This is a genomic window from Synechococcus sp. BA-124 BA4 (assembly GCF_034931165.1).
In genome coordinates, this window is record NZ_JAYGIA010000015.1 from 1 (window position 1) to 26,845 (window position 26,845).

Below are 26,845 nucleotides of genomic sequence, written 5' to 3' on the forward strand. Positions count from 1 at the left end.
GGGGCGGTCCAGCCCCGGCCCCCTGAGGTTGAGCGGTCGGATCGAGGGCTACGAAACCGATCTCGGCGCCAGGATCGGCGGCCGTGTGGCTGAGGTCACGGTCCGGGAAGGCGAGCGGGTCAAGCCCGGGCAGCTGCTGGTCCGCCTCGACGACGATGAGGTGCGTGCCCGCCTGCGCGGCGCCCAGGCCCGGCTGGCCGCTGCCCGTCAGCAGCTCAACCAGGCCCGCTCTCAGGTCGATGTCCTCGACAGCCAGATCCGCGAATCCCGTCTGACGGTGGCCCAGGCCGAGCAGGACAACCTGGGGCGAGTGGAGCAGGCCAGAGCCAATCTGGCCAGCGCCGAAGCCCAGCTGGCCCAGGCCGAGGCCCAGCAGCGGCTGGCGAAGGTCACCCTGGGCCGCACCGAATCGCTGGTGCGGGAGGGTGCGGCCTCGCCCCAGTCCCTCGATCAGGACCGCACGGCCCTGGAGACCGCCGAGGCTGTGGTCAACGCCCAGCGGCGCCAGGTGGAGGCGGCCCGCGGTGCTGTGGCGCTGGCGGCCTCGACGGGACTGAATCCCTCCATCCGCTCGGCCCAGCTTCAGGCTCTGGGCGAGCAGCGCCAGCGTGCCCTGGCCGGGGTGCGGGGTGCCGAGAGCGATGTGCGCAGCGCCCAGGCGGCTGAGCAGCAGGTGAAGGCGGAAGCCGCCTACCTGACCATCCGCTCGCCCCTGGCCGGGGTGGTGATCTCCCGCAGCGTGGAGCCTGGCGCGGTGGTGGCCAGTGGCCGAACCCTGCTCACCCTGCTCGATCCGGCCACGGTGTACCTGCGTGGTTTCATTCCTCAGGGGGACATCGGCCGGGTGCGTCTGGGCCAGCGGGCCAGGATCTTCCTCGATTCCGACCCCAGCCGGCCGCTGGCGGCGCGGGTGGCGGAGGTGGATGCCCAGGCCTCCTTCACCCCCGAGACCATCTATTTCCAGCGCGACCGGGTGCGCCAGGTGTTCGGCCTCAAGCTGGCCATCGAGAATCCGGCCGGTGACGCCAAACCGGGCATGCCCGCCGATGCCGAGATCCTCACCCCCTGATCCCGCCCCCGCCGCTGTGGTGGTGAGCGTGGAGGGGCTGCACAAGCGCTATGGCAGCCGTCCGGCCGTGGCCGGTCTGGAGTTCAGTGTCCGGGAGGGGGAAATCTTCGGTCTGATCGGTCCCGACGGCGCCGGCAAGACCACCACCTTCCACATCCTCGCCGGGGTGAGCGAACCCAGTGGCGGCCAGGTGCGGGTGCTGGGCCAGCCTCCCCGTGAGGCCCGGGAGCGGGTCGGCTACCTCACGCAGCAGTTTTCCCAGTACCCCGACCTCAGCGTCGAGGAGAACCTGCGCTACGTGGCCGGACTGCGGCTGGTGCCTCCCGAGCTCTGGCGGGAGCGGCGCCGTTCCCTGCTCCGGCGCCTGGGCCTGGAGCCCTTCGCTGATCGTCTGGCCAGTCAGCTCTCCGGTGGCATGAAGCAGAAGCTGGCCCTCTGCTGCGCCCTGATCGACAGACCCCGGTTGCTGCTGCTCGATGAACCCACCACCGGCGTGGATCCGGTGTCACGCCGCGACTTCTGGGACGTGCTCACCACCCTGGCGGAGGAGGGGGTCACGATCGTGGTCGCCACCCCCGATCTGGTGGAGGCCGAGCGCTGCCACCGCATCGCCCTGATGCAGCAGGGGCGCCTCGAGGGCCTGGGCAGTCCGGCCGATCTCAAGCGGGAGCTGGGTCTGAGCCGGCTGGAGCTGCAGGGCGCCGCCCCGGCGGCGGCTGAACCGCTGCTGCGCGGTGGCGCGATCGTCGATGTGCAGACCTTCGGTGACCGGCTCGATGTGATCGTCAACGATGCGGCCGCGGGGGAAGCCCAGGTGCGGGATCTGTTCCGGCGTCAGGGTCTGCCGCTGCTGGAGCTGCGGCACACCAGCCCCACCCTCGAGAACGTGGTGGTGATCCGCCAGCGCCGCCAGGCCGGGGAGCTGCCGCTGCTGCCCTTCCCCCGGGCCCGGGCCGTGCGCCGCCAGCGCTCCGAACTCGCCATTGACGCCCGCAACCTCTGCCGCCGCTTCGGGGCCTTCGAGGCCGTGAGCCAGCTGACGCTGGAAATCCGCTACGGCGAGATCTTCGGGCTGCTCGGGGCCAACGGCGCCGGCAAGACCACCACGATCAAGATGCTCTGCGGCCTGCTGGCCCCCAGCTTAGGCCGGATCGTGCTGGCGGGGGAGTCGGAGCAGCTGCGCGGGCCGGATCTGCTGAAGCGGATCGGTTACATGAGTCAGAAATTCACCCTCTACGACGACCTCTCCATTCGCGAGAACCTGGAGTTCTACGCCGGGGTCTACGGCATCGCCGGTCCCCTGCGCCAGCCACGCATCGACTGGGTGATCGCCAGCTGCGGCCTGCAGGGTCAGGAGCACCTGCTCACCGCGACGCTGCCCGGAGGCTGGAAGCAGCGGGTGGCCTTCGGAGCGGCGGTGCTCCACGATCCCGAGGTGCTCTTTCTCGATGAACCCACCTCAGGGGTGGATCCCCTGGCGCGGCGACAGTTCTGGAGCCTGATCAACGACTTCGCCCGCCGGGGCACTGCGATTCTGGTGACCACCCACTACCTGGAGGAGGCCGAGCAGTGCAACCGGCTCTGCTTCATGGTGGCCGGCGAGAACGTGATCGAAGGCAGTCCCGGAGCGATCAAGGCCGCCCAGCCGGGCCAGGTGCTCGAGCTGCTGCTGCCGCCGGATCAGCTGCAGAGCGCCACCCTGCTGCTGCGCCGCCACTGGCCGTCCTGGCGGGTGAGCCGGTTCGGTGACCGGCTCCATCTGGTGCTGGATGACCCCGAGCGGGAAGTCGAGGGCCTGCGGCGGCTGCTGGCCCAGGCCCAGCTCAGCCTGGAGGGGCTGCGCCGGGTGCCTCAGTCCCTCGAAGATGCCTTCATCGGTACCGTGCAGCGGGCCCGGGCGCGGGACGGGAGGGGCGGATGAGGCGAATCCTGGCCCAGTGCCGCAAGGAGCTGCTGCAGTTCCGTCGCGACCGGCTCACGCTTGGCCTGGCCTTTCTGCTGCCGCTGCTGACCCTGCTCATCTTCGGTTTCGCCATCCGCCTCGAAACCAAGGTGATCCCGATCGTGGTGCAGGACTTCGACCGCAGTCCCCTCAGTGCCGCCTACACCGACCGCCTGTTCGCCACCGACCAGTTCCGCCCTGCTCCCTGGCGGGGCAGCGGCGACCCGGTGGCCGGGGCGATCGATCGGGGCCTGGCCAAGGCGGCGGTGATCATTCCTCCGGAATTCAGCCGCCGCCTCAAGGCCGGCCAGCCGGTGGAGGTTCAGGTGCTGGTGGATGGCACCGATGCCAACAATGCCCGGGTGATCCGCAACAGCATCCAGGGCACCACGGCCTTCTTCCTCGCCGGACAGGAGCTGCTCAACGACCCGCCGCCTGTGCAGGCGCTGACGCGGCTCTGGTTCAATCCCGGCCGCAAGGAGTCGCTGTACATCGTGCCCGGGGTCTATGCCGTGGTGCTGTGGATCTTTCCCTCCCTGCTGGCCGCCATCGCCATGGTCAAGGAGAAGGACAAGGGCACGATCCTGCAGGTCTATGCCTCGGGCATCCGCGCTCCGGAGCTGCTGCTGGGCAAGGCCCTGGCCTATCTGCTGGTGGGGGAGAGCGTGGCCGTTGTGGTGATGGGGATGGGCGGGCTGATCTTCCGGCTCGGCTTCGCCGGCGACCCGACGCCTCTGCTGGTGGGCACCACGCTGTACCTGGCGGCGGCGGTGCTGTTCGGGCTGCTGCTGGGGGTGCGCAGCGCCAATCAGAATGCGGCGGTGCAGGGGGTGTCCCTGGTGGGCTTTCTCTCGGCCCTGCTGCTCTCGGGTTTCATCTATCCCCTGAGCAACATTCCCCCGCCGCTCTCGCTGGTGTCGGCCCTGATCCCGGCGCGGTACTTCATCGTGATCAGCCGCGATGCCTTCGTGAGGGGAACGGGCTGGGCCGGTGTCTGGCTGGATGTGGTGATGATCCTGGCCCTCGGTGCGCTGCTGTTTGGGGCCACCTGGCGCTCGCTGGGCTCCCTGCAGCTGGCCGATGGCGGCGAGGGCGGGGCATGAGGATCCTGCGTCACTGGTGGCGGCTGATCTCGGTCAGCCGCCTCTGGGCCCTGGTGCGCAAGGAGGTCCAGCAGATCCTGCGCGACCGGCAGCTGATCAAGCTGCTGATCATTCCTCCCACCCTGCAGCTGCTGATCTACGGCTTCGCCCTCAACCCGGAGGTGCACGATCTCAGGCTGGGAGTGGTCGATTACGCCCAGGTTTCGGCCAGCCGGGAGCTGGTGTCGGCCCTCACCGCCAACCGGATCTTTCTGGCCTCCTCCTATCCCCGCAGCGAGCGGGAGCTGGCGCGTCAGGTGGAGCGCGGTGAGCTCACGGCCGGCCTGGTGATCCCGCCCAACTTCAACAAGCGGCTGGCCGCCGGGGACACCGCCCAGGTGCAGGTGTTCATCGACGGGGTCGACGCCAACAGCGCCGGGATTGCCAGTGGCTACATCCAGCAGATCCTGCGCCGGTTCCGTCCGGACGCGGGGGCTTCGCCGCCCACGCCGCCCGTGCGCACCCAGGTGAGATTTCTCTACAACCCTGGCCTCACCAGCAGCTGGTTCTTCGTGCCCGGGGTGATCGGCCTGGTGCTCACCCTGATCGCCACCCTGCTGTCGGCGGTGACGCTGGTGCGCGAGAAGGACACCGGCACGCTCGAGCAGCTGCTGATGACCCCGGCTGCCGCCTGGGAGATCCTGCTCGCGAAGATCCTGCCCCTGGTCGTGCTGCTGATGGGGGATGTGCTGCTGGCCCTGCTGCTCGGCCGGCTGGTGTTTGGCGTGCCGATCCGGGGGAATCCGCTGCTGCTGCTGACCCTGTCGGGCCTCTATCTGTTCGTCGGGATCGGGGTGGGGATCATGCTGGCCACGGTCTGCCGCTCCCAGCAGCAGGTGATGCTCACGGCCTTCTTCATCACCCTGCCGATGGTGCAGACCTCCGGGGCGATCGCGCCGATCGAGAGCATGCCGGCCTTCTTTCAGGTGCTCTCCCTGCTCAACCCCCTGCGCCACTACATCGCCATCCTGCGGGGGCTGCTGCTCAAGGGAGTCGGCCTCGAGGCGCTCTGGCCCCATGCCCTCGCCCTGCTGGTGATGGCACCGCTGCTGATGGCCATCAGCGTGTCGAGGTTCCGCGGCCAGCTGAGCTGATCGCCTGCTCGTGCTCCCCTGGGCTCACGGGCACAATCACCGTGACCAACGTCCCGACAGCGGGATCCTTGGTGGTGCGGATCTCGGCCTCCAGATCACGGCCGGATCCATCGGCCAGCTTCAGCCGCAGTGCCGAGAGCACCCCCGTGCTGCCTGAACCTGCCAGGGCGGCCGCGGCCAAGGTACAGAGTGACTGGGGATCGTCCTGGCGTGAGAGCCAATCGGCATGTGCCCCAAGGATGGAGTCCTGGTTGTGGCCTGCGATGCGGCAGAACGTGGCGTTGGCTCTGATGATGCGGAGGCGGTCATCCAGCACCGCCACACCAATGCTCTGGGCTTCAAAGACGGTCTCGAAGACGACAGAGGTGTTCCTGGCCTTGTTCTCAAGGACCTCGATCCCGCTGACATCCAATAGTGTGCCAACGATGAATCCATCATCGGAGTCATGCACCACCGTGCACGTCTCGGCCACCCAGAGGCTTCGTCCATCGCGGCTGGTCAGGCGGTAGCGCACGGACCAGCGGGGTTGGTTGAGGTCGCGGGCTAGCCTCACATGAACTCGATCGTCGGGATGAATGGCCGCCTGCAGTAACTTGGGCTGGTCGCACAGTTCAGCCGGGCTCCATCCTGTGATGGCTTGAATCCTCTGGCTGGCGTAGAGCAGGTGCTGCATGGTTGGATCCCATTTCAGGACGGCCTGCTCAAGGGCATCAGTCAGCGTTGAGAACTCATTGAGTGAGGCCTCGGCCGCTCTGCGCAGCGCCACAAGTTCAGAGATGTCCGTAAGCGTGACAATGGCACCCAGACGCCGGCCATCTCGTTCCCGATAGGGCAGGATCTGGACCAGATACGACACCTCTTCGCTGCTCGCCTCGATGGTCTGACGCAGCTCTCCCCTGATCACCGCCATCAGCGCCTCCTGGAGGCCGGGAAGGGGGAGGGTTGTCGGCACATCCAGCAGTGGCTGGCCATGGTCGGCCTGGACGAGCCCGAACACCCTGACGGCCAAGGGGCTGAACCTGAGAACGCAGAGATTGCGATCAACGATGACCATGCCCTGACTCAGGGAGTTCTGGATGTTTTCCAGATCCGTGTTCAAGTTTTCGAGTTCATCACTGCGCGATCGCAGCTGTTGGTTGAGGGTGCCCAGTTCCTCATTGGTGGCCTGCAGCTCTTCGTTCGAGGCTTCCAGCTCTTCATTGGAGGATTGCAGTTCTTCCGATGAAGCCTGGAGCTCTTCCGATGAGGCTTCCAGCTCTTCGTTGGCTTGCTCCAGTTCGCTGAGGGATCGACGTAAGGTGTTCTGACTGCTCAGCAGCTCCTGCTCCAGCCGTTTGATTTCCCGATCGAAAACATGATCACGAAGGCCCTCCTGATCGACCCTGGCGGCATCAGTGGAACCCTCGTCATCCTCAAGAAATGTGAGAACCCACAGCCTCCGATCACCGACATCTAAAGGCCTCACTTCCATGTGGAAGGGCTTGTCGTGGCCTGAAAGATGTAAGGCCGGGCTGGTGATCGCCTGGCCATCAGCCCGTGTCAACAGGAACAACGCTCGAGCTTCCGACTGAAGCTCCGGGAGGAGAAATGAAGTGGCCGATGAGCTGATGCGACCTTCAGGAAGGCGGCAAAATGGTGTGACATCACCGATCACCTCAATGAGATCATGGTTCTCATCCAGCACCAGGCAGGGCTTGCTGATCAGGCGGATCAGTGACTCCAGCAGAGCCACGTGCTGCTCCGGTACCGACTCCCGCAAGACGGCCACCCTCTCCAGAGGGGCGTAGGCCATGGGACCCCGTGGCGCTGGTAGGGCCAGGGCCTGACGTGGTTTCAGCATCCCCTCCGCTGTTCGCAGGAAAATCCGCTGCTCGGGATCGACGACCTTGAAGCCGGGCGTGCGGTTGGCCAGCGACTCGGAGCATCCCAGAAAGAGCAGGCCTCCGGGGACCAGACCAAAGCGGAACAGATTCAACACACGCTCCTGCATTGGAGCGGTGAAATAGATGAGCGTGTTGCGGCACGAAACCAGATCCAGCTTGGGAAAGGGTGGGTCGGCACCAACATCATGACGGGCGAAGACAGCGCAGCTACGAAGCTCCTCCGTCATCTCGATTTCCGTTGCCGTCTCGATCACGAAGCGTTCGCGCAGCTCATCGGGGATGGCCTTGGCTTCTGAGATCGGATAAACACCACGCCGACACACCGACAGGCTGACGTCATCAAGGTCGGTGCCGAAGATCTTGATGTGGGAGGCCAGATGGGCTGGATGCCCCAGAACCTGGCTGAGCAGCATGGCAATCGAGAACACTTCCTCCCCCGTTGCACATCCAGGCACCCACACCCGCAATGGTTCGGTGCTGCTGTGCTGCTTGACATACACCTGCAAGTGCTCGCCAAGGGCCGCGAAGGCCTCACGGTCGCGAAAAAACGAGGTCACGGTGACCAACAGGTTCTGCACAAGGGCATGAGCCTCTGCAGCATTCCCGGTCAACAGCGAAAGATAGTCGTCGAGGGTAGTGATCTCCAGGCTCAGCATGCGACGCTGGAGTTGCCGAATCAGGGTCGACTCCTTGTACTGGGAAAAGTCGATTCCAGTGGCATGCTTCAACTGGGAAATCACACTGCTGAGCAAAGCAGGTGCGGGTGCCGGCAGGGCTCCACTGACCCAGTTGCCGCCACCGGTGGCGATCCATTCGCCGATCTTCGGCCCGATGGCGCTCGCCTCCAGGACCAGATCCGCGCAGCCCAGGCTGATGGCGGCACTGGGCATGGCGCTGAACTTGGCACTCTGCGGTGATTGAGCGATGGTCAGGCCGGCGGCCGCTCGAACCGCGCGCACGCCCCGCGCCCCATCGGCTCCTGTTCCCGAGAGCACAATGGCCAGGCCGTGATCACCCCACTGCTCGGCAATCGATTCAAACAACAGGTCGATGCATGGACTCGGGCCGAACCGGGGAGTTGGTTCACTGAGCCTCAGCTGATGCCCCTCAACCACCACATCATGGTTGGGAGGTGCGATCGCGATCACATCGGCTTGGAGCGGTTCACCATCAACGGCTGTCACCACGCTCAGCGTGGTGGAATGGGCCAGAAGGTCGACAATCAGGCTGGGGTGATCAGGAGAAAGGTGTTGGGCCACCACATAGGCCACACGGCCCAGGCTCGTGAGAGTCCTGCTCAACTCCTGCAGGGCCTCAAGCCCCCCGGCCGAGGCACCGATTCCCACCACATAGTCGACGCCTGCCGAGGCTTGGTTGACGCGTCTGCTCTCCACCTGGGGCTCGGCCGGCAAGGACTCAGGCTGCTGATCGCTTGGTCCGTGCACCAATCAGGTCCTCTCTGACCACCTGGGCCAACGCTAGTCGTGCTGACTCCCCTGAGGCGAGGCTTGCCGTGAGGGCCAGCGCCGGCCCCGGTCCGATTTTTTGAGTAAGACTACTCATCTCCAAGGCGTTATTTGTGGCTAAGTGATTGACTTAATTGGCTTAAATCGTCAGAAGATTTCTGGCCATGCGACAACATGGCGCAGCTTGGCTAGAATGGCGCAATCGCCCGTGACTGGACGCCAGCGGTAGAGCCAAGGAGAGTGGTTGATTGTGAATGTGTTGATTTTTGGCCGTCGGTCGCTGGCCAGACGCTGGCCAGATGGCTTCACTGTCAAGCGATGGGCAGCGCCACTATCCACCACGTGCCCACGGCAAGTCTCCAGCCGGCCCGCTCTGCCCTGGCGATCCGCCTGATCTGATCCGGAGCCCATCCTCTGAGCAATTCTGTGTCTCTCTCTGTCGCGTCTGCTGATGTCCATCAAGGGTTTGACGCTCATCGGGAGGCTGCTGCCCTGGTCAATCCCTTCAAGCGTCGCTTAGGGCTGGTTGGAGACATCAATGCCAGTGCAGAGCTCTTCCGCAGAGTTCTGCCGGTCAGTCGGCTCAAGGTCATGGATCCTGACAGGAGCTGGTGGCACTATGGCGTTGCCTCGCGATTTGGTTCCATCGTCCTGGGAGCATGGATCCTTCCGCCGGTGCAGATTGTGGTCGCGGAACAGTATGGCTTGTCTGTTTTTCTGGGCTACGCAGGAGAACAGCTCATTCAACAGAATTCGCGTCATTGGATTTGCTGTTCCAACACCTGCCTGATTCTTCCTGGTAAGCCCCTCACGATTGAGGCCAGTCTGTTCAGTGGTCTGGCCTTTCATCTCGATAGCCAACGCCTCCTGAAAACGGCTACAGGCATGGCTGGCCTCAACCAGACACCAGATGCCTGGGTGAAATCGGTGCATGAGACGCCTGGCTGGGAACCATCGAGGGAACCGGGCCTGGCCACGCTTCAGGCCATGCTGAGGCAGGCCATCGTCATGGCCGAGTTGCAAGCTGGCTCAAGTCAGAGTCTGATCGACCGGCTACAGCTGGATGCCCTGATCTACCGGCTGCTTGCCGCCATGATCTTCCCGGAGCTGCGGGAGGAATCCTCGTTCGAGCGCCTGACCCACAGGATCGAGGCAGGGCGTGACTCCTTCGATGAGCTGCTCGATTTCATCAAGTCGAATCTTGCTGAGCCTCTGAATCTGACGCAACTCGAGATGCAAAGTCATTATTCACGCCGAGCTCTGCAGTACACATTTCGTGAGAGGCTTGGCTGCACGCCATTGCAATGGATCCGCAATCAGCGTCTTGATATGGCCAGGCTGAGGCTGCAGAATCCTTCGCCTGGGGAGACTGTGGCGAGTATTTCTTTCGAGTGCGGTTACAGAACCCAGAGCTTATTCAGCGTCGATTTTCAACAGCGCTTTCATGTCAGGCCCTCCCAGCTTCTACGTGAGGCCCGCGCGTCCCGGACCCGCTAGCTAGCTGCTGGGTTTGGCGCTCTTGGTGCTGGATTCTGGAGTCTGTTCGTCGTCAAAAGCGCTGATCGGCGTCACGCTGGCGATGGCCGCAGACCTCGATCAGACCATGCCTCCAGCCCCATCCGATTCCGGAGAGTCCCAGCACCCGGCCGTTGGCATTCAGCGCCAGCCTCACCGGCGTCAGCACGAGCATCGGCCCGGCTCGGCCGCAGCCTTTCGCTGGAGCGTGATCCTCAACAGCGCTCTCTCAGGCCTGCAGCTGGTGATCGGGGTAGCCTTCGGCTCCCTGGCGCTGATCGGCGATGCCGTGCACAACGTCGGCGACGTGGCGGGCCTGCTGTTCGGCTGGGGGGCCGAGCGGTTGAGCTCCCGGCCGGCCACGCCCCGCTTCACCTATGGCTTCGGGCGAAGCACCCAGCTGGCGTCGCTGGTGAATGCGGTGCTGATTCTGATGGCGGCCGCGGTGGTGATCGTTGAGGGCTTCCAGCGGCTTCTTCATCCGGTGGCGGTGGTGAGCACGCCGGTGGCCTGGGCCGCGGCGGCCGGAATCGTCGTGAACCTGCTCTCGGCGCGCCTCTTCGGCGACGACCACAGCCATGACCTCAACCGCCGTGCCGCGGTGGTGCACTTGCTCACGGACGCCGCCGTATCGGCGGCAGTGCTGATCAGCGCCGTGCTGGTGGGGATCACGGGCTGGCCCTGGCTGGATCCGCTCACTGCGGTCGGTGTGGGTCTGGTGGTGGCCTGGAGCGGCTGGGAGTTGCTGCGCGAAGCCCTGGTCGTGGCCCTCGACGCGGTGCCGCGCGGCATCGACATCGCCCAGGTGGATGGCGCCCTGCGCTCCCTGCCCCAGGTGGTGGATGTGCATCATCTGCACGTGTGGGCGATGAGCACCTCCCAGAACGCCCTCACCGCCCATGTCATCCGAGAGCCTGGTGCCGCGGATGACATGGAACTGCTGCATGAGGCCAAGCGCCGCCTGGCTCAGATCGGGATCGCCCACAGCACCCTGCAGCTGGAGCCACCGCCCTGACGCGCGCTCAGATGTGATACATCAGAGTCGGCTGGCTCCTGGCCCTGCAGTCGTCCAGCAGCTGCTTCAGGGTCAGGGACGCCAGGACCCTGGCGCGGGCCTGCTCCAGTTTCTGCTCCAGGGCCGTGAGCACCAGGAAGGCCGTGGTGGAACGCCTGCCATCGGGGCTCGCTCCACCTGCCTTGCCCTCCAGACTGGCGAGCACCTCCGCCACCGTGATCAGCTCCGCTGACCTGGCCAGCTGATAGCCGCCCCGGGGGCCGCGCAGGCTGCGCACCAGTCCACTGCGGCGCAGGCTGGTGAGCATCTGCTCGAGATAGCGCTCAGGAATCCCCTGGCGGCGGGCGATTTCACCGGCCTGGAGCACACCACCGTCTGAGAACACCTCAGCCAGCTCGATCAGGGCCACCAGTCCGTATTCCGTTTTGGTGCTGAAACTCACGGATCGCCGGATGCCTGGAGTCATTGTGACAAGGAATCCACGGTTTCTGCGTGGGGTTTGCGGGAGGCGTTGGCACCTGGGGCTCACAGCGGCGTGCGCGGCGCGGGGCTGGGGAACAGGGAGAGGAAGCCCTCGCGGCGCAGATCTTCCGCCTCGGCGGTGGCATTCCAGAGGGATTCGAAATAGAAGAACGCCACACCCATCCCCTTCTGCTGGGCCGTCTGCACCTGAGCCTGAATCAGCTGCATCGGAGCGGGCTTGGTGCGCAGCCCTGTCATCACCCCGATCGCGGTGGGGATCTTCTTGCGGGCTTCCGCGAGCTCGGGACGCGCCACTTCGGCGGCGAAGCTGGCCACATCAGGTCGGTAGAGCTGCACGATCACCTCATCGACGATGTTGCGCCGCAGCCAGCCCAGCCAGTCCTGCAGTTGCAGCTTGTAGGCGAAGTCGTAGTAGTTCGGGGAGACGGAAAAGATTGCCTTGGGCTTTTTGGCGTTCACGGCCTTGTGCAGTTCGACCATGAAGGCCGTGATCTTGTCGGCGCGCCACTTGATCCAGGCCTGATCCATCGGGTTGCTCGGCACGGCACGCTTGGTCTCCTTGGCGTAAAGCGCTTTGGTGTAGCTGTCGTAGCCGAACTCGTTGGGCAGGCTCATGTGATCGTCGAACTGAATGCCATCCCCGTCGTAGTTGCCCACCACCTCCAGCACCAGATCGGTGATGAATTGCTGCACCTCCGGCCTGAATGGATTGAGCCAGACCACTTCTCCGGCAGCGCTGATCGAGGTGCGGCTGCCGTCCTGCCGCTGGGTGAGCCAGGTGGGGTGTTGCAGAGCCAGCTCCGAAAACGGTGGCGCCATGAAGCCGAATTCGAACCAGGGGATCACGAGCATGCCCTTGGCATGACCCTCGCTGATCACATCCGCGACAATGTCCTGGCCTTCCAGTCCCTTGTAGGAAAACGACTGAATCTTGCGCGAACGGGTCACCTCACTGGTGTGAATGGCGTAGCCCGAATTCCAGACCACCGGATAGACGGTGTTGAAGTGCATGTCCTTCAACTGGTCCATCGCCGTTCGCAACTTGGTGCGATCGCGCATGGTGGTCATGTCGTTGGTCGTCATCCAGACCCCCCGGATCTCGCTGCGGGCGCCCTGGGCGGCACTCGGCGCGTTCAGCGCGGGAACCCCCACGACCAGCAGCAAGCTGCAAAGCATCAGAACCGGCAGCAGCCAACGCGTTCGTTTCATGGCGGCGGTCCGATCAGAGGCGGCCCGACCCTAGCGGTGGCTTCGGAGGCGCTCCAGCCACCGCGCTGGGAGCATTCCGGGAACGGAGGGGGCGGGATTCGAACCCGCGGAAGGTTTCCCTTCGCCGGTTTTCAAGACCGGAGCCATCAACCACTCGACCACCCCTCCAGGGGCCTGCCATCGGCCCACAGGGCCTCCGGCCTCGACAGTTTCCCATGGAACCTCCGTCATGGCCTCCGCCGCCGGCGCTCCTGAGCCGTGGTCGGATCGCTGTACGTTCTTGGCAGCCAACCTGGATGCCATGGGATCAGCTCCCGACTCAGCGGTGGACGCTCTGATGCATCGTCTGGAGCAGGACCCGGTGTTGCGGCAACGGCTCGAGGACGGCAACGATGAGGACCTGATCGCCTCGGCCCATGATCTTGGCTGCGCGCTCAGGAGCCACGAGGTGGGGCAGATCCGTCAGCGGATGCGTCTCCTTCACCTGGCGCTCCTGACCCGCCCCAGCCCCAGCGCTGACCAGGACCTCCAGCAGATCCTGATCGACCTCACTGATCTGCCCGGCCCCGCCTGAGATGGCCCTGAGCTGGGGCGAGCGCACCTATGTGATGGGCGTGATCAATGTCACGCCCGATTCCTTCAGCGATGGCGGTCGCTTCGTGGGCCCCGAAGCGGCGCTGCGCCAGGCCCGCCGGATGCTGCGGCAGGGGGCCGATCTTCTTGATCTCGGCGGCCAGAGCACCCGGCCGGGCGCGGCGGAGATCGACTCGGAAACGGAACAGGCGCGGGTACTGCCTGCCCTGGCCCTGATCCGCTCCGCCGGCGCCGATGTCGGCAGCCCCCTGGTCTCGATCGACACCTTTCGTGCGCCGGTGGCGGCAGCGGCCCTGGCCGCCGGTGCTCACTGGATCAACGATGTCAGCGCGGGACGCCGCGATCCCGACATCCTCTCGGTGGTGGCTGATTTCGGCTGTCCCTATGTGCTGATGCACAGCCGCGGTGACAGCCGCAGCATGGATGATCTGGCCAGCTATGGGGATGTGGTGGCGGAGGTGTGTGAGGAGTTGCACCGTGCCACCGACGCCGCCATGGCGGCCGGTGTCCGCCCCCAGCAGGTGATCTGGGATCCGGGCCTGGGCTTCGCCAAGACCACCGAACAGAACCTGGCGCTGCTGCGGGGATTGGCGGTGATGCGCCGCGAGGGCTTTCCCCTGCTGGTGGGTCCCTCGCGCAAGCGCTTCATCGGTGCCGTGCTCAACGAACCCAGACCAAGGGCGCGGCTCTGGGGAACAGCGGCTGTATGCGCTGAAGCGATCGCGGCCGGTGCGGATGTGCTGCGTGTTCACGATGTGGGCCCGATCGTGCAGACGGCCCGGATGGTGGACGCGATCCGGCGCGTCTGACCCGCCCTTGGGGAGCCATCGTGACGGTTCTGCAACGTTCTGGCGCTGATGGGCCGGAACTGTTGGGAGTCGGGCCACGACGTGGCTAGCTCTGGGGGCGTTGAATTGTTCTCAGCATGAGCCTCTCGGCGGTCGAGTGCCCTAACGGCATCTGCCACAGCTTTCACGGCGGTCACACCGTGGAGCGCATGAACCTGGATGACAGCCTCCAGCGCCACGGGCGCGACTGGTGCGAACGGCTGGCTGAGCGGGTCTATGAGCTCTCGGTGGACAGCTTCAGCGAAAGTGTCACGCCCCACCTCCATCAACCCGGCTGGCAGCGCCGCCACCTCGACTGGGAGTTCCACCTCCAGGCCGAGGATGCCGAAGCCGAACGCACGGTGGTGGACGGGACCATCAATGCCGTGGAGAGTTTCCTCCGCAGCCATGAGGTGCAACGCCTGTTCGTGCGCGAACTCGTGCAGGGCACCCTGGCGGAGGCCGGATCACGGGGGTCGCTGCGGGCCCGGGTGCTGCAGCAGCTGATCGAGCGGGAGCTGCTGGTGCTGATCAGTGAACAACGGGAGGAGCTGCTGGATCGGGTGGCCATGGCGATGCTCGATGAAGCCGATGGCCAGTTCGAGCCGGTGCGCAGCCTCGCCGGTGAGGCGCTCGAGCAGGTGGAGCACCTGCTGGTGAACCACGCCGAAGCCTCCCGCTGATGGATGGGGGGCGGGGCCGCAGACACCGCGCCCCCCTCGTTCCATCGCTTCAGGACACCACCGGTTCAGCCGCTGACGAGATCGCCGTAGAGATCCGGGCGGCGATCGGCGAGGTAGGTGGTCCCCTCCGGATGGGGATGGCGGTACTCGCCGGGCATCAGGTCGGCCAGCAGCAGGCAGGGCCTGTTGTCGGCCGCCAGCAGCAGGGACCCGTCCGGGGCGCAGATCACGCTGTTGCCGAGGTAGTGGGCCCAGGGCTCGTCGGCCACGGTTTCGAGGCCACAGCGGTTGGCGTAGGCCACGAAGCAGAAGTTCTGGAAGGCGTGGGCCGGCAGGAGGGTGCGGGAGACATCGGGGTAGGGAGGCGAGGTTCGCCGGCCGTCACTGAGCCGCACCCAGGTGTCGGCGGCGGTTGGAATCAGCACCAGCTGGGCACCACGAAGCGCCAGCAGACGGGTGAGCTCGGGAAATTCGGCTTCGTAACAGTTGAGCAGGCCCACGCCGATCCCGTTGACGGCGTGCACGGTGAAGGCCTCCCCCTCCTCCGCGAAGCGGTAGCCCTCGCTCCAGAACTTCCGCTCATCGGGGCCCCAGAGGTGGGTTTTCCGGTAATTCTTCAGCAGTCTGCCGCTGCCATCCAGCAGGGCGATGGCGTCGTAGAAGCGCTCCTCACCCGCCACCCGGGCCCGCTCGGCGTAGGGGCAGGCGATGGCCAGCCCCTGGCGACGGGCACAGGCCGCCACCCGCTCCAGGCTGGGGCCGTCGAGGGGTTCCGCCAGCTGCCGCACCCGAGCGGGATCGCTGGCGTAGCCACTGAGGTACAGCTCCGGGAAGGCCAGCAGCTGCGCACCCCAGCCGGCGGCGGTCGCGCAAACCTGCTCGAGCCGCTGCAGGTTCTCCTCCACGGCCGCCTGAGTGCCGGCCCGCCCCTCGCCCTGCCAGAGCGCCAGCCGCAATCCTTCCCCCGGGGCCGGGGGTTCCGGCAGGATCCGGCTCAGCAGCAGGGCCTGGGAGGGCAGCTCATCCACTCTGGCCGGCCGCGCGCAGGTCGAAGCGATCGAGGTTCATCACCTTGCACCAGGCCGCGATGAAATCGGCCACGAACTTCGCCGGCGCGTCGTTCTGCGCATAGACCTCCGCCAGGGCCCGCAGCTGGGAGTTGGAGCCGAACACCAGATCCACCCGGGTGCCGCTCCAGCGCAGCTCGCCGCTGTGGCGATCGCGCCCCTCGAAGGTGTCCGCGGCTTCGGAACAGGGTGTCCACACCGTGGCCATATCCAGCAGGTTCACGAAGAAGTCGGTGCTGAGGGTGCCGACGCGGTGGGTGAACACGCCATGGGCTGAGCCGCCGGCATTGGCCCCCAGAACCCGCAGGCCACCCACCAGCACCGTCATCTCCGGCGCGCTCAGGCTGAGCAGCTGGGCCCGGTCGATCAGCAGCTCCTCGGCACGTACCCTGAAGGCCTGCTTCTGGTAGTTGCGGAAGCCGTCGGCCTTGGGCTCCAGCACCGCGAAGGAGGCGGCATCGGTCTGCTCCTGGCTGGCATCGGTGCGGCCCGGGCTGAAGGGCACCTCCATCGCCTGGCCTGCGGCTCGCGCCGCCGCCTCCACGGCGGCGCATCCCGCCAGCACGATCAGATCCGCCAGGGACACCCGGGTGCCATCGGTCTGGGCGGTGTTGAAGCTCCGCTGGATTCCTTCGAGCACGCCCAGCACCCGGGTCAGCTGCTCGGGCTGGTTCACCTCCCAGCCGTTCTGGGGGGCCAGGCGGATCCGGGCGCCGTTGGCGCCGCCGCGCTTGTCGGAGCCGCGGAAGGTGGAGGCCGAGGCCCAGGCCGTGGCCACCAGCTCCGCCGTGGTGAGCCCGGAGGCCAGCACCCGGGCCTTCAGCTCGGCGATGGCGGCGGGGCCGATCAGCGGATGGTCGACGGCAGGGAGCGGGTCCTGCCAGATCAGATCGTCGGCGGGGACTTCAGGACCGAGGTAGAGCGCCTTGGGCCCCATGTCGCGATGGGTGAGCTTGAACCAGGCGCGGGCGAAGGTGTCGGCGAAGGCCTGCTGATCCTGGTGGAAGCGGCGGGCGATCGGCTCGTAGATCGGATCGAAGCGCAGCGACAGATCGGCCGTGGTCATCATCGGCCGGTGCCGCTTCGATGGATCGTGGGCGTCCGGGATCAGGTGCTCCTCGCGCACATCCTTCGCCCGCCACTGCCAGGCGCCGTAGGGGCTTTTCTCCAGTTCCCACTCGTAGCCGAAGAGCATCTCGAAATAGCCCCGGTCCCAGGTGGTGGGGTTGGGCTTCCAGGCCCCTTCGATGCCGCTGGTGGTGGCATCGGCCCCCTTGCCGCTGCCGAACCGGTTGTGCCAGCCCAGCCCCTGCTCCTCGATCGGGGCCCCTTCCGGTTCCGGTCCCATCAGATCCGGGGATCCGGCGCCGTGGGCCTTGCCGAAGGTGTGCCCACCGGCCACCAGGGCCACGGTTTCCTCGTCGTTCATGGCCATGCGGGCAAAGGTTTCGCGCACGTCCCGCCCGGAGGCCACAGGGTCCGGTTCACCGTTGGGGCCTTCGGGATTCACGTAGATCAGGCCCATCTGCACGGCCCCCAGGGGAAGCTCCAGCTCCCGATCGCCGCTGTAGCGCTCATCGCCGAGCCAGGTGGTTTCCTTGCCCCAGTAGATGTCCTCCTCCGGCTGCCAGATGTCCTCGCGGCCGCCCCCGAATCCGAAGGTGGGGAAGCCCATCGACTCGAGCGCACAGTTGCCCGTGAGGATGATCAGATCGGCCCAGGAGAGCCGGTTGCCGTACTTCTGCTTGATCGGCCAGAGCAGGCGGCGGGCCTTGTCGAGGTTGCCGTTGTCGGGCCAGCTGTTGATCGGGGCGAAGCGCTGGTTGCCGGTGCCGCCACCGCCCCGGCCGTCGCCGGTGCGGTAGGTGCCGGCGCTGTGCCAGGCCATGCGGATGAACAGACCACCGTAGTGGCCCCAGTCGGCGGGCCACCAGTCCTGGGAGTCGGTCATCAGGGCGTGGAGATCCCGCTTCACGGCGGCGAAATCCAGTTCGTTGAAAGCCTCGGCGTAGTTGAACTCCGCCCCGAGCGGGTTGGAGGCCGGCGCGTGCTGGTGCAGGATCCCCAGGTTGAGCTGGTTGGGCCACCACTGCCGGTTCGACTGATCCCCGGCCGTGGTGGGTGCACCGGTGCGGCCAGCAAATGGGCACTGGCTGATGGCGGTCATCGACGGTCTCCTGGCAAGCGACGTGGGCTGGAGTCACCCCTCTCGACCGTATGCAGCACCGCCTGGGGGAGCAGGCGCCCAACACAATCCGTAGCGGCTGAGGGCCCAGGCGGGGTGGCTCGACGCCCAGAGATTCGTGCCTGCGTCGTCGGCTCTCCGACTCACTGCCGATCTGAGACGAGCCCCGGTCATGGTCATCGCCGAGGTCGGCCTGCAGGCGCTCTATGGAGCGATGGTCAAGCCTCCATCCAAAGGAAGAGAGACTCCCTGGACAAAATCCGATGCGGGACTGGCCAGAAACAAGGCCACATTGGCTACTTCCGTCGGTTCCCCAAAGCGATGCAGGGGTATTCTTTGCTCTTTCTCACGTCTGGGTTTTTCCTTGGAAGGACTGTCCCAGATGTCATGGCCCATTTTAGTCAGGATGACCGTTGGACAGATAGCGTTGACATGAATATTGTGTGGACCCCATTCAACGGCCATGGTCCTGGTCAGTTGGTTGAGAGCTGCCTTTGATGCCGCATAAGCGCCTAATCCAGGAGTGCCGATGAAGGCTCCAATCGATGAGATGTTGACCACCTTGCCATGTCCCCTCTTGATCATCTGCGGAGCAATGGCCTGAGAAAGAAGCAAGACCGAGCGAAGATTGACTGAAAATACATCATTCCAGTCTGCCTGGGTGGTTTCAAGGATCGACCGGACCCTGGCGATGCCGGCATTGTTGACAAGAACATCCCATTGCGGGGAAAGAGCCAGTGCTTTTTGACCTGCTCGTCCTGCTCCCTCCATTGACGACACGTCTTCTTCGATCACCCAGCAGTTGCGATGATTGTTCTCGACAATTCCTTGGATCCTGCTCAGTCCCTCCCTGTCCCTGCCGATCACGCCGATGTCTGCTCCGGCTTCGGAGAATCGTTCAGCGATTGCCGCACCCAGGCCCTTGGAACCTCCGGAAATCAATGCCCTCTGGCCATCGAGTCGAAAATCCTTCATCCCCGGCCTCTCCAGATCACGTTTGACGTCAGCTCTTTTCGGTGCTGGTTTCTGAGTCTTCGAAGCGAAGTCGTTTCGACCCTCTCAACTCCTGCCAGGGTCAGAATCCGTTCTCAACCACCAGGTCCTCAAGCGCCAGTTGCCCCGGTTTGGGCCAGGGCTCCTGGGTGCCTTTCCCGATCGCCACCATCGGACCCATCACATGGTCCTCCGGCAGGTGGATCAGCTCCGCCAGCTTTTCGATCTCGAAGCCGATCATCGGGCAGCTCTGGTAACCCATACCGATGGCTGCCAGCATCAGGGTCTGCATCGCCAGGCCGATGGAGCGCTGGGCCTCATCGCGCTGGAGCCACTCCCTGCCCTCATGGAAGGGGCCCATCCAGCCCACCAGCAGTTCAGCGACAGGCTGCGGAGCATTCACCCAGTAGCGCTCGGGTTGTTTGCTCCAGGCCTTCATGTCGGCGGTGAAGAGAACCAGCAGGGAGGCATCGGTGATCTGGGCCTGATCGTTGCCATAGTCCCGGCGGATCGTGGCCCGCAGAGCCGGATCGCGCAGGATCACAAAGCGCCAGTGCTGAATGTTGAAGCTGGTGGGTGCCTGGATGGTGGCCTCCAGCAGGCGCCTTTCCTCTTCCGCCGTCAGGCGGTGGCTGGGGTCGAAGTGCTTCACCGCCCGCCTGGCGTAGATGGCGTCGATCACGTCCATGACAGAGGAGTGGCAGAGGCTCAGGAGGCGACCCTACCCGCTCTCGCTGGTTACGGTGGTCGCCTCTGGAGTTCAGGCGTGGGACTGCTCGTTGACGGGGTCTGGCACGACCAGTGGTACGACACCAGCAGCAGCGGTGGCCGGTTCATTCGCTCCGCCTCGCAGTTCCGCCACTGGGTGACGCCGGACGGCCGGCCCGGTCCCACGGGCACAGGGGGGTTTTGCGCCGAGGCGGACCGCTATCACCTCTACATCTCCCATGCCTGCCCATGGGCCCATCGCACAGCCATCTTCCGCAGCATCAAGGGTCTGGGCCCGATGGTCTCGGTGTCGGTGGTGCACTGGTTGATGGGTGAGGAGGGATGGACGTTTCAGCCGGGTGAAGGGGTGATCCCTGACCCGATCCATCATGCCCGGGTTCTGCACACGATCTACACGAACTCAGATCCGAGCTACAGCGGACGAGTGACTGTACCTGTGCTCTGGGACAAGGCGACGGAGCAGATTGTGAACAACGAATCCTCGGAAATCATTCGCATGTTCAACAACGCCTTCGATGGCCTTTGCGCGGCTCCCGGTGATTACTATCCAGAGAATCTATGGGATGAGATTGACCGGCTTAATCAACTGATCTACGACACGGTGAACAACGGCGTGTACCGCTGCGGCTTTGCCACCAGTCAGGAGGCCTACGATGAGGCGATCCAGCCCCTGTTTGCCACCCTCGACCTGCTAGAGGAGCGCCTCGCGGATCAGCCCTACCTGCTGGGCAGCCGGCTCACCGAGGCCGACTGGCGGCTGTTCACCACCCTGGTGCGCTTCGATGCGGTGTATGTGGGGCATTTCAAGTGCAACCTGCGCCGGATCGTCGACTACCCCAACCTGTGGCGCTACGTGCGCGAGCTCTACTGCTTCCCGGGAGTCGCTGAGACTGTGAACATGCAGCACATCAAGGGTCATTACTACCAGAGCCACCCCAGCATCAATCCTGCTGGGGTGGTGCCGGCTGGTCCCGTGATCGACTGGCCGTAGCCGTTCAGGGGGCCGTGACTCCCTCGATCCGGTCTTCGATCTCCTGATAGATCTCCTGGAGCTGGGCGATGTTCTCCTCGCTGGTGTCCCAGTAGCCTCGGCCGTTCACTTCCAGCAGGGTGCCGACGATGCGGCGGAAGCTGTGGGGATTGAGTTCCATCAGCCGTTTGCGCATCTCGGCGTCGTTGATGAAGGTGTCATTGGCCTCTTCATACACGAAGTTATCCACCGCGCCACTGGTGGCGCTCCAGCCCAGGGTGAAGTTGAGCCGCTTGGCCACTTCGCGCACCCCTTCGTAGCCGGAATTGAGCATGCCTTCATACCACTTGGGATTGAGCAGCTTGGTGCGGGAATCGAGTCGGATCGTTTCGCTCAGTGATCGCACCTGGGCGTTGGCGGTGGTGGTGTCGGCGATGTAGCTTGTCGGAGCTTTGCCATCGTCGCGCAGCCCCGCGATCAACTTGGTGGGGTCGGAGTCGAAGTAGTGGCTCACATCGGTGAGAGAGATCTCAGCCGAATCGAGGTTCTGGAAGGTGACGTCGGCGGTTTTCATCGCCGATTCGAAGACTTCGCGGTTCTGGTTCATTTCGCCGGGGTTGTCGGCGTTGAAGGCGAAGGTTTTTCGAGAGAGGTACATCTCCTGCAGTTCTCCCTCCTCTTCCCAGGTGCTGTTCTCGACAGCCAGGTTCACATTGGAGGAATAGCTGCCGCTGGCATTGGAGAACACCCGCGTGGCCGCCTCGCGCAGGCTGATGCCCTGGGCCGCCGCCTGGTCCTGGGAGTGCTTGCGAACGAAGTTCAGCTCCAGCGGCTCATCAGCCTCGGCGGCCATCTTCACGCCCTGATCGATCAGGCCCATCTGGTTGATGAACAGATCGCGGAACACTCCGCTGCAGTTCACCACCACGTCGATGCGCGGACGGCCCAGCTCTTCCAGGGAGATCAGCTCCAGCTTGTTGACCCGGCCGAGGGAATCGGGCACGGGGCGCACGCCGATGAACCAGAGGATCTGGGCGAGGGATTCGCCGTAGGTCTTGATGTTGTCGGTACCCCAGAGCACGCAGGCGATCGTTTCGGGCCAGGTGCCCTGTTCGGCCCTCTGGCGCTCGATCAGACGATCCACCACCACCTTGGCGGCGGCGATGGCGGCGCGGGTGGGGATCGCCTGGGGGTCGAGGGCATGGATGTTCTTGCCGCTGGGCAGCACGCCGGGGTTGCGGATCGGATCACCACCAGGGCCGGGGATCACGTATTCGCCGTCGAGAGCCCGCAGCAGGCTCTCCATCTCCATGTCGGCGCAGATCTGCTCGAGGCAGAAGCGCAGGTAGCCGAAGAGCCGGTCGAGCTCCGTGGGCTCGACCGCCGCAAAACCCGAGGCGCGGCAGGAGCTCAGCCAGGGGCTGGGCCGCTCATAGCCGAAGCGCTCCAGCAGGGCGAAGAACCAGCCGAAGCGGCCCTTGAGATCCACCCGTCCATCGCTGCCGGTGACCGCGCGCACCATCGAGGCCACCGCCCCGCGGCAGGCCTCGGTGATCCGTTGGTTCAGCTCCACATCGGCCAGGACCCCGGCGTCATTGCCGCGGTACACGTCATCGATCGTGCGGCCCAGGCTCTCGGCCAGCAGAGCCGGCAGGCTGCGGTAACCCTCCTCCTCCCGCTCCAGCGCGGCGATGTTCACCAGGGTGGCGATCGCCTCCTCGGCGGTGGGCGGCTTGCCGATCGTGTGCAGGCCGCAGGGCAGCAGCCGGCTCTCGATTTCCATCAGCTGGCTGTAGAGCGCCCCCACCACGCGATCACGGCCGTCGAGGTCGAGCTCGCCGGCATCCGCCTGCGGCAGGGTCACGTCCTTGTCGAGATTGCACTGGCGGGCCGTTTCCACGATCGCGTTGACGATCTGCACGCCACGGCTGCTTTCGCGCAGCTGCTGGTAGGAGCCCACCAGTTCGCCCAGTTCCTTCAGCCCCTTGTAGAGCCCGGCATTCTCGGCCGGTGGGGTGAGATAGCTGATCGTGGCGGCATAACCCCGCCGCTTGGCGATCGTGGCTTCCGAGGGGTTGTTGGCTGCGTAGTAGTACAGATTCGGAAGGGCGCCGATCAGTGAATCCGGGTAGCAGGTTTCGCTCATGCCCATCTGTTTGCCGGGCATGAATTCCAGCGAACCGTGGGTGCCGAAGTGCAGGACCGCATCGGCGCCCCAGACCTTCTCGAGATAGGTGTAGTAGGCGGCGAAGCCGTGATGGGGGCTGGCACTGCGGGAATACAGCAGCCGCATCGGATCGCCTTCGTAGCCGAAGGTGGGCTGAACGCCGACGAACACGTTGCCGAAGTGGCGGCCGTAGATCAGCAGGTTGGTGCCGTCGGAGTTGAGGTTGCCCGGGGGCTTGCCCCAGTTCTCCTCCAGACGTTCGGAATAGGGGGTGAGCCGCTCATACTCCTCGACACTCATTCGGTGGGCGATCGCCAGCTCAGGTGCACCCTGGAGTGCTTCGGGGTCGTTGATCACCGCCTCCATCAGCGCCTTGGAATCCCGTGGCAGGTTCTGCACGTCGTAGCCCTTGCGCTTCATCTCCTCCAGCACCCGGTGGATGGAGCCGAAGACATCCAGGTAGGCCGCGGTGCCGACGTTGCCCTTGTCAGGGGGGAAGCTGAAGACCGTGATCGCCAGCTTCTTGTCGATGCGGGGCTTGGTGCGCAGAGAGGCCCAGCGGATCACCCGCTCGGCGATCGCTTCCACCCGGTCCTGGAGGGTGTGAGCCTTGCCGGTGGCGTCATCGCGGCCGCTGAGCACGATCGGCTCAATGGCGCCATCGAGTTCGGGGATGGCGATCTGCAGGGCCACCTGCACGGGGTGCAGGCCCAGGTCGCTCTCCTCCCACTCCTGGGTGGTCTGGAACACCAGCGGCAGGGCGACCATGTAGGGCCGGTTCAGTTTCGAGAGCGCCTCGATGGCGCGGGGGTGGTCCTGGCGGGCCGGGCCGCCGATCAGAGCGAAGCCCGTGAGACTCACCACCCCATCCACGATCGGCTGATCGGGATTGAGCGGGTCGTAGAAGAACGCCTTCACGGGCTTGGAGAAGTCGAGCCCGCCGCAGAACACCGGGATCACCGTGGCGCCCCGGTATTCCAGTTCCTGGATCACAGCCACGTAGTGGGCCTCATCGCCGGTGACGATGTGGCTGCGCTGCAGCACCAGGCCGATCACCGGTCCGCCTCGGGCCTTCTCGCTCAGGTCGGCTCGGCTGTCGCTCCAGTTCAGGTATTCCTTGAGATCCTCGAACATCCCCGGCGCCAGGGGGTGCCAGAGACCCAGGTCCGGGAACACCACCGGCTCGGCCACCTCGAGCTCGGGCCGGCCGGTGTCGCCCCGGGGGAACACGTATTTGTCGGCCAGCATCAACAGGAAGTTGCGCAGGTTGTCCGGCGTACCCCCGAGCCAGTACTGGAAGCTGAGCATGAAGGAGCGGGCGTCCTGCGCCTTCTCCACCGGCAGATACTTCAGAACCGTGGGCAGGGTGTTGAGCAGTTTCAACATCGCGTCCTGGAAGCCGGCGCCATTGGCCTCCTTCCGCTTCTTCATGAAGCTGGCGATGGCGCTCTTGCTCTGGCCCAGCTGGGCCATCGAGAACGTGCCCAGCTTGTTGAGCCGCATCACCTCCGGCATGGAGGGGAACACCACGGCAGCCTTGAGGCGATCGCGGTGGGGCGCCACGGCCTCCACCACCTTCTGGGCCAGATCCTCGATGAAGATCAGCGAGGCGATGAAGACATCGGCTTCGGCCACATCGGCGCAGAAGGCGGCGTAGTTCTCCGGATCACGCAGCTCCTCGATCAGGTAGCCGCTCAGATCGACCGCCAGGGCGGGGTTGGTGGCGTTGAGGCTGGTGGCCGCCTGGGTGAGCGCGTTCTGGTACTGGGGCTCGAGCACCACGTAGACCGCACGCATCACCGCCCGACCTTCACTGCCGGCTGGGGCCTCGCCGTTGCCGGGGCTGACCCGGCGGTTGGCGGAGCGGACCTGCGTGAACATCGGCGCTGGAGTTGAGCAATGTGAAGGAGCCTACGAAAGCTCCTCCAGCCCCGCGACTTTGCTCCCCAAGGCTTTACAGGAGTGACGCCGGGGTGGGAATCGACGCCATAGGCTCCCTCCACGCAGCGATCACGTCCGGCCCATGACCCCCACCGACGCGCGCCCCGCCTCGATTCCGGTGGTGGTGGCCGGTGCCCTGGGCCGCATGGGGGCCGAAGTGGTCAAAGCCGTGACTGCGGCGGAGGATTGCCGCCTGCTCGGCGCGATCGACACCACCCCTGACAAGGAGGGGCTCGACGTGGGTCTGGAGCTGGGGCTGGGGGAACTGGAGGTGGCGATCACCGCCGACTTCGAAGGCTGCCTCTGCCAGGCCAGCCAGCTGGTGCGGGGCGATGGTCCCGGCGCCGGCGCGGTGCTGGTGGATTTCACCCATCCCTCCGTCGTTCATGAGCACACCCGCGCCGCGATCGCCTACGGCGTCCATCCGGTGATCGGCACCACCGGCCTGAGCCCCGAGCAACTGGCTGAGCTGGCGGTGTTCGCCGACAAGGCCGGCATCGGCGGTGCCGTGATTCCCAATTTCTCCGTGGGCATGGTGCTGCTGCAGCAGGCCGCCGCCGCCGCCGCCCGCTTCTACGACTTCGCCGAGCTCACCGAGCTTCACCACAACCGCAAGGCCGATGCCCCCAGCGGCACCTGTCTCAAGACCGCCGAGCTGATCGAGGAGCTGGGCAAATCCTTCAACGTCCCCCAGGTGGAGGAGCACGAAACCCTGGCGGGCTGCCGCGGCGGTCAGCGGCCGAGCGGCCTGCGGTTGCACTCGCTGCGGCTGCCCGGGCTGGTGGCCCACCAGGAAGTGATGTTCGGCGCGCCCGGAGAGACCTACACCCTGCGTCACGACACGATCGAACGCTCCGCCTACATGCCCGGCGTGCTGCTCACCCTGCGGCGGGTGCGGCAGTTGCAGGGCCTGGTCTACGGGCTCGAGCGCCTGCTCTGACGCCATGCTGATTCCCCTCAAGCCCGGTGAACTGCAGCGGCTGATTCCGGCGGTGGCCAGCGGACCCCAGTTCAGCTTCTGCAGCGGCAATCCTCAGAAGATCCTGCAACGGGTGCTGATCTCGGTGATCGGCGGGGTGATCTCGCTGCTGATCGCCCAGAGCCAGTTCTCCTACCGCTTCGCGTCGGTCTGGCTGGTGGCGGGCTTCGTCCTGCTGCTCTATGTGCTCTGGGGCCCGATCCTGGAGGCTGGCCGCAGGAATGCCACGCTGCGCCGCTATCCCCGCGCGGCGCTCTACGAGGCGCGGGTGGGCGATCTGTTCACCAAGGAGCTGGTGGAGCAGCGCAAGGAGCAGGCGGATCAGCGCGGTCGGCTGGAGCTCGTGGAGAACCGGCGCACCTGGCTGTCCCTGGAGCTGGAGGACGACGACGGCTACCTGGGCTCGGTGCGCTTCCCGATGGAGAAGAAGCACCAGACCATCCGCCGCGGCATGGTCGTGCGCGGTCTGGTGCTCAGCGAGCGTCCCGACTTCTCCCGGATCGATGCCATGAGCGACGCCTGGATCCCGCAGCTCAGGATCTGGGTGGGCGAGTACCCCTACCTGCTGCGGCCGGCTTTCGAGGAGCTGTGCCTGAAGCGCCTTCGCTGAAGCGCCCCGCTTCCGCCAACGGGTGTTTACGTTCCGCAACAATGTGTTACATTGAGTTCATCGAAACGGAGACCTCCATGGCTCAATCCACCGCCACCGCCCCCAGCTCGGCCCCTGTGACCGCCAGCGAGCGGGCCACCATCCGCGGCGCCACCGTCACCACCGAAGACGGCGGCCGCCTCAATGCCTTCGCCACCGAGCCCCGCATGGAAGTGGTGAGCCCCGAGAGCGGCTGGGGTTTCCATGAGCGCGCCGAGAAGCTGAACGGCCGCATGGCCATGC

21 protein-coding genes, 1 tRNA gene and 1 pseudogene are annotated in these 26,845 nt (G+C 65.4%); 13 read left to right on the forward strand and 10 right to left on the reverse strand.

Annotation, left to right across the window (positions count from 1 at the left end; all coding sequences use genetic code 11):
• From VB734_RS02585 to VB734_RS02600, 4 genes are all read left to right on the forward strand, one after another.
• The coding region (locus tag VB734_RS02585) for an HlyD family secretion protein (RefSeq protein ID WP_323242915.1) at positions 1–1,069 on the forward strand (1,069 nt) is incomplete at its 5' end.
• Positions 1,047–2,990, forward strand: coding sequence for an ATP-binding cassette domain-containing protein (locus VB734_RS02590; RefSeq protein ID WP_322782551.1), 1,944 nt, complete (start codon positions 1,047–1,049; stop codon positions 2,988–2,990). The genes VB734_RS02585 and VB734_RS02590, both read left to right, overlap by 23 nt.
• Complete coding sequence (locus VB734_RS02595; protein WP_197165629.1) at positions 2,987–4,114, forward strand: ABC transporter permease; 1,128 nt, start codon at positions 2,987–2,989, stop codon at positions 4,112–4,114. Before VB734_RS02590 ends, VB734_RS02595 begins: the two co-directional genes overlap by 4 nt.
• Positions 4,111–5,247, forward strand: coding sequence for an ABC transporter permease (locus tag VB734_RS02600; RefSeq protein ID WP_197165627.1), 1,137 nt, complete (start codon positions 4,111–4,113; stop codon positions 5,245–5,247). Before VB734_RS02595 ends, VB734_RS02600 begins: the two co-directional genes overlap by 4 nt.
• Here the strand turns inward: VB734_RS02600 and VB734_RS02605 are convergent.
• Positions 5,213–8,542 (reverse strand): chemotaxis protein CheB, encoded by a 3,330-nt coding sequence (locus VB734_RS02605; RefSeq protein ID WP_322782552.1) that lies wholly within the window; start codon positions 8,540–8,542, stop codon positions 5,213–5,215. The genes VB734_RS02600 and VB734_RS02605 overlap by 35 nt on opposite strands.
• A gap of 480 nt (positions 8,543–9,022) precedes the next feature.
• Here VB734_RS02605 and VB734_RS02610 point away from each other — a divergent pair, with 480 nt between their 5' ends.
• Positions 9,023–10,093: an AraC family transcriptional regulator gene (locus VB734_RS02610; protein ID WP_322782553.1), complete on the forward strand. Its 1,071-nt coding sequence runs from the start codon at positions 9,023–9,025 to the stop codon at positions 10,091–10,093.
• 52 nt (positions 10,094–10,145) lie between these two features.
• Here the strand turns inward: VB734_RS02610 and VB734_RS02615 are convergent, their stop codons facing one another.
• Positions 10,146–10,286 carry a hypothetical protein gene (locus VB734_RS02615; RefSeq protein ID WP_322782554.1) on the reverse strand — a complete coding sequence of 47 codons (141 nt, stop codon included), beginning with the start codon at positions 10,284–10,286 and terminating at the stop codon, positions 10,146–10,148.
• Between VB734_RS02615 and VB734_RS02620 the strand changes: the two genes are divergently transcribed.
• Complete coding sequence (locus VB734_RS02620) at positions 10,251–11,126, forward strand: cation diffusion facilitator family transporter (protein ID WP_323242916.1); 876 nt, start codon at positions 10,251–10,253, stop codon at positions 11,124–11,126. The genes VB734_RS02615 and VB734_RS02620 overlap by 36 nt on opposite strands.
• Before the next feature lie 7 nt (positions 11,127–11,133).
• On the opposite strand, the gene VB734_RS02625 is transcribed toward VB734_RS02620, so the two are convergent.
• From VB734_RS02625 to VB734_RS02635, 3 genes are all read right to left on the reverse strand, one after another.
• On the reverse strand, positions 11,134–11,568 hold the full coding sequence (locus VB734_RS02625) for an Rrf2 family transcriptional regulator (RefSeq protein ID WP_322782556.1): 435 nt from the start codon (positions 11,566–11,568) through the stop codon (positions 11,134–11,136).
• A gap of 83 nt (positions 11,569–11,651) precedes the next feature.
• Entirely contained in the window at positions 11,652–12,818 is a 1,167-nt protein-coding gene (locus tag VB734_RS02630; RefSeq protein ID WP_197165619.1) for a glycoside hydrolase family 10 protein, read from the reverse strand.
• Positions 12,819–12,901: 83 nt separating this feature from the next.
• A tRNA-Ser gene (locus VB734_RS02635) sits at positions 12,902–12,986 on the reverse strand.
• A gap of 133 nt (positions 12,987–13,119) precedes the next feature.
• On the opposite strand from VB734_RS02635, the gene VB734_RS02640 reads away from it, so the two are divergent.
• From VB734_RS02640 to VB734_RS02650, 3 genes are all read left to right on the forward strand, one after another.
• A complete protein-coding gene (locus VB734_RS02640) occupies positions 13,120–13,392 on the forward strand; it encodes a hypothetical protein (RefSeq protein WP_322782557.1) in 273 nt (90 codons plus the stop codon).
• 1 nt (position 13,393) lies between these two features.
• Positions 13,394–14,221, forward strand: a complete 828-nt coding sequence (gene folP, locus VB734_RS02645) for a dihydropteroate synthase (RefSeq protein WP_322782558.1) — start codon at positions 13,394–13,396, stop codon at positions 14,219–14,221.
• Positions 14,222–14,337: 116 nt separating this feature from the next.
• Positions 14,338–14,922: an EF-1 guanine nucleotide exchange domain-containing protein gene (locus VB734_RS02650; RefSeq protein ID WP_197165613.1), complete on the forward strand. Its 585-nt coding sequence runs from the start codon at positions 14,338–14,340 to the stop codon at positions 14,920–14,922.
• A gap of 65 nt (positions 14,923–14,987) precedes the next feature.
• Here VB734_RS02650 and VB734_RS02655 read toward each other — a convergent pair whose 3' ends face one another.
• The 4 genes from VB734_RS02655 to VB734_RS02670 all read right to left on the reverse strand — a co-directional run bounded on the left by VB734_RS02655 (position 14,988) and on the right by VB734_RS02670 (position 19,855).
• Positions 14,988–15,950: a carbon-nitrogen hydrolase family protein gene (locus VB734_RS02655; protein ID WP_322782559.1), complete on the reverse strand. Its 963-nt coding sequence runs from the start codon at positions 15,948–15,950 to the stop codon at positions 14,988–14,990.
• Positions 15,943–18,156, reverse strand: coding sequence for a catalase/peroxidase HPI (katG, locus tag VB734_RS02660; RefSeq protein WP_322782560.1), 2,214 nt, complete (start codon positions 18,154–18,156; stop codon positions 15,943–15,945). Before katG ends, VB734_RS02655 begins: the two co-directional genes overlap by 8 nt.
• Positions 18,157–18,378: 222 nt before the next feature.
• Complete coding sequence (locus tag VB734_RS02665) at positions 18,379–19,149, reverse strand: SDR family NAD(P)-dependent oxidoreductase (protein WP_322782561.1); 771 nt, start codon at positions 19,147–19,149, stop codon at positions 18,379–18,381.
• Between the two features lie 100 nt (positions 19,150–19,249).
• Positions 19,250–19,855 carry a nitroreductase family protein gene (locus VB734_RS02670; protein WP_322782562.1) on the reverse strand — a complete coding sequence of 202 codons (606 nt, stop codon included), beginning with the start codon at positions 19,853–19,855 and terminating at the stop codon, positions 19,250–19,252.
• Positions 19,856–19,933: 78 nt separating this feature from the next.
• On the opposite strand from VB734_RS02670, the gene VB734_RS02675 reads away from it, so the two are divergent.
• Entirely contained in the window at positions 19,934–20,887 is a 954-nt protein-coding gene (locus VB734_RS02675) for a glutathione S-transferase family protein (protein WP_197165600.1), read from the forward strand.
• Between the two features lie 4 nt (positions 20,888–20,891).
• On the opposite strand, the gene VB734_RS02680 is transcribed toward VB734_RS02675, so the two are convergent.
• Positions 20,892–24,914 (reverse strand): magnesium chelatase subunit H, encoded by a 4,023-nt coding sequence (locus VB734_RS02680; protein WP_322782563.1) that lies wholly within the window; start codon positions 24,912–24,914, stop codon positions 20,892–20,894.
• A 142-nt stretch (positions 24,915–25,056) separates the two neighbouring features.
• On the opposite strand from VB734_RS02680, the gene dapB reads away from it, so the two are divergent.
• From dapB to VB734_RS02695, 3 genes and pseudogenes are all read left to right on the forward strand, one after another.
• Entirely contained in the window at positions 25,057–25,914 is an 858-nt protein-coding gene (gene dapB / locus VB734_RS02685; protein WP_197165597.1) for a 4-hydroxy-tetrahydrodipicolinate reductase, read from the forward strand.
• A gap of 4 nt (positions 25,915–25,918) precedes the next feature.
• Positions 25,919–26,563, forward strand: coding sequence for a hypothetical protein (locus tag VB734_RS02690; protein WP_197165595.1), 645 nt, complete (start codon positions 25,919–25,921; stop codon positions 26,561–26,563).
• A 77-nt stretch (positions 26,564–26,640) separates the two neighbouring features.
• Positions 26,641–26,845, forward strand: a pseudogene (locus VB734_RS02695) (high light inducible protein); the annotation flags it as partial.